Raw genomic sequence first — 3082 nt, 5'->3', positions numbered from 1 at the left:
GTAAACCGCTTCGCATGATTGATGGGGCCTTTGTGGTGAGGGGATTCATCCCCGTTCGGCTGCGAAGCAGTCGTAAAACCAGCGCACTCGGTACACCTGATTCACCTAGGTTTCAGGTTTTGGGGCGGCTTTGCCACCCATCGGGGATAAATCCCCTCGCCACAAAGGTGTCCGGTTTCTGATGACTAAAAGACAGACAAGAGAGGATTCGATGACATACACCGCTGCCGAAAACCGCTATGACTCCATCCCTTACCGCCGCGTCGGTCGCAGCGGTCTGGTGCTGCCGGCATTGTCGCTGGGCCTGTGGCACAACTTTGGCGACAGCACGCCGATCGAGACCCAGCGTGCCTTGCTGCGTACCGCGTTCGATCTGGGCATCAACCATTTCGATCTGGCCAACAACTACGGCCCGCCGTATGGCAGTGCCGAGATCAATTTCGGTCGCCTGCTGCGCGAAGACTTCAAGCAGTATCGCGACGAACTGATCATTTCCAGCAAGGCTGGCTGGGACATGTGGCCCGGCCCGTACGGTCAGGGCGGCGGCTCGCGCAAATACGTGCTGGCCAGCCTCGACCAGAGCCTGCAACGTCTTGGTCTCGACTACGTGGACATCTTTTATTCGCACCGCTTCGACCCGGACACTCCGCTGGAGGAAACCGCCAGCGCCCTCGCCACCGCCGTGCAGCAGGGCAAGGCGCTGTACATCGGTATCTCGTCTTACTCAGGCGTGAAAACCCGCGAGATGGCCGCGCTGCTGAAAGAGTGGAAAGTGCCGCTGCTGATTCATCAACCAGCGTACAACCTGCTTAACCGCTGGGTGGAAAAGGATCTGCTCGATACCACCGATGAACTCGGCACGGGCGTCATCGCGTTTACGCCGCTGGCGCAGGGTTTGCTCACCGACAAATACCTCAACGGCGTGCCGGCCGATGCGCGAGTCAATCGTCCCGGCGGCGGCTCGTTGCAGGCTTCGCACTTGTCCGAGGCCAACATAGCTCACGTGCGAGCGTTGAACGAGATCGCCCAGCGTCGCGGCCAGAGTCTGGCGCAACTGGCCCTGGCGTGGACACTGCGTGATCCACGAGTGACCTCGGCACTGATCGGCGCGAGCCGGCCGGAGCAGATCATCGAGAACGTCGGCGCGCTGAAGAATCTGAATTTCAGTGCTGAAGAGCTGGCGGAGATTGATCGGTTTGCCCAGGAGGGCGGGATCAATCTGTGGGAGAAGCCTTCGACGGCCGAATAAGCCGCTTAGAGGATCGTTCCCACGCTCTGCGTGGGAATGCCGCCCGGGACGCTCCGCGTCCCATCTAAAGCCGAACGCGAAGCGTCCGTTGATGCATTCCCACGCAGAGCGAGGGAACGATCATCAGCTATCACTTGAAGAACGGCACATCCCCCAACACCGTCGCCCGCTGCATCACCCGCCGCGCCGGTCGGTAATCATCCACCGCGTAATGCTGCGTCACGCGGTTATCCCAGAAGGCGATGTCGTCCTTCTGCCAGCGCCAGCGAATGGTGAATTCCGGTCGCGTCGCGTGGGCGAACAGAAACTTCAGAATCGCCTCACTCTCGGTTTCCGACAGCTCGTTGATCTTCGAGGTAAACCCTTCATTGACGAACAGTGAGCGCCGGCCGCTCACCGGGTGCGTACGGATCACCGGGTGCGACAGCGGCGGATTCTTGCTGCGCGCTTCTTCCCACTGCGCCAGCGCTTCAGGCGTGTTGCCGTAGCGCTCGAGCGGAAACGAACGAGTGAAATCGTGGGTGGCGGTCAGACCTTCGAGCAGGGTTTTCATCGGCGCCGACAACGCTTCATATGCCGCGATCCCGCTGGCCCACAACGTGTCGCCACCGAACTCCGGCAGCAACTTGGCGCTGAGCACTGCGCCCATCGCCGGCGTCGGCAGGAAGGTCACGTCGGTGTGCCAAATCGCGTTATCGCGCACGTCGGTGACGGCGGTGTCGAGGATCAGTACTTCCGGTTGTTCCGGCACATTCGGGTAGATCGGGTGAACGTGCAGGTCGCCGAAATAATGCGCGAAGCGTGCCTGTTGCGCTGGCTCGATCGGTTGGTTGCGGAAGAACAGCACCTGATACTTGAGCAGCGCCTGCTCGATGGCGTCGCGGTGTTCCAGGCTCAGCGGCTGGCTGATGTCGACGCCACTGATCTGCGCGCCGAGGGCCGAGCTTAACGGGGTGATGTCGAGGGTGCTCATGGTCTTTCTCTTCGAATTCGGAGTGTCATGCTTTTGTGGGAGCGAGCCTGCTCGCGAATGCAGAGTGTCAGGCGACAGTGCAGTGACTGATCTGACGCTTTCGCGAGCAGGCTCGCTCCCACAGGGGAATTTTCACAAGGCGATTTAGTGCGCCTGGCCGTGCCACGGCACCAGTCTGCGCTGCAATGCGCGCAGGCCCATTTCCATGGCGAAGGCGATCAGGGCGATGACCAGAATTCCCAGCACCACCACATCGGTAACCAGAAACTGCGCGGCCGACTGCACCATGAAACCCAGGCCACTGGTGGCCGCGATCAGTTCCGCGGCGACCAGGGTCGACCAGCCAACCCCCAGGCCAATGCGTACGCCAGTGAGAATGTCCGGCAGGGCGCTGGGCAGAATCACATGGCGAATCAACTGCACGCGCGTCGCGCCCAACGACTGCGCCGCGCGCAGTCTTGCTGGGTCGACGGTACGCACGCCAGTCGCGGTGGCGATGGCAATCGGGGCGAAAATCGCCAGATAGATCAGCAGCACTTTCGACAACTCGCCGATGCCGCACCAGATCACGATCAGCGGCAGATAGGCCAGCGGCGGGATCGGGCGGTAGAACTCGATCAGCGGATCGAGCACACCGCGGGCAATGCGGTTGGCACCGATGGCAATGCCCACCGGCACGGCGGTCAGAATCGCAAAAGCGAGACCCAGGCCGATGCGGCTCAGGCTCGCGCCGAGGTGCTGCCACAGCGTCGAATCCATGTATCCGGAAGTCGCCAATAGCCAGCCTTTTTGCAGCACGGCAGAGGGCGGTGGCAGAAACAGCGGTTCGATCATCCCGGTCGCGGTCACCGCCCACCAGA

General features: G+C 61.6%; 3 protein-coding genes. 1 reads left to right on the top strand and 2 read right to left on the bottom strand.

The genetic code is table 11. The features are described 5' to 3' along the window. The first annotated feature begins 211 nt into the window (after positions 1-211). The gene (gene mgrA / locus OQK_RS09605; protein WP_016772192.1) at positions 212-1249 is read left to right on the top strand and encodes an L-glyceraldehyde 3-phosphate reductase; all 1038 of its coding nucleotides are present in this window, start codon (positions 212-214) and stop codon (positions 1247-1249) included. 130 nt (positions 1250-1379) lie between these two features. Here the strand turns inward: mgrA and tauD are convergent, their stop codons facing one another. Further along, entirely contained in the window at positions 1380-2222 is an 843-nt protein-coding gene (gene tauD, locus OQK_RS09600; protein ID WP_016772191.1) for a taurine dioxygenase, read from the bottom strand. Between the two features lie 144 nt (positions 2223-2366). Further along, positions 2367-3082 (bottom strand): taurine ABC transporter permease TauC (gene tauC, locus OQK_RS09595; protein WP_016772190.1); only part of this gene is annotated, 716 nt, incomplete at its 5' end.

The organism is Pseudomonas sp. R62 (genome assembly GCF_000257605.1).
GTDB classification, from domain to species: Bacteria; Pseudomonadota; Gammaproteobacteria; order Pseudomonadales; family Pseudomonadaceae; genus Aquipseudomonas; species Aquipseudomonas atacamensis.
Note: the sequence above shows the minus strand (reverse complement) of the source record. Positions and strands in the feature narration are given on the sequence as shown.

Bases quoted from the DNA above. Each gene is read 5' to 3' on its own strand.
- mgrA (WP_016772192.1), top strand. From the start codon at position 212: ATGACATACACCGCTGCCGAAAACCGCTATGACTCCATCCCTTACCGC.
- tauD (WP_016772191.1), bottom strand. From the start codon at position 2,222: ATGAGCACCCTCGACATCACCCCGTTAAGCTCGGCCCTCGGCGCGCAG.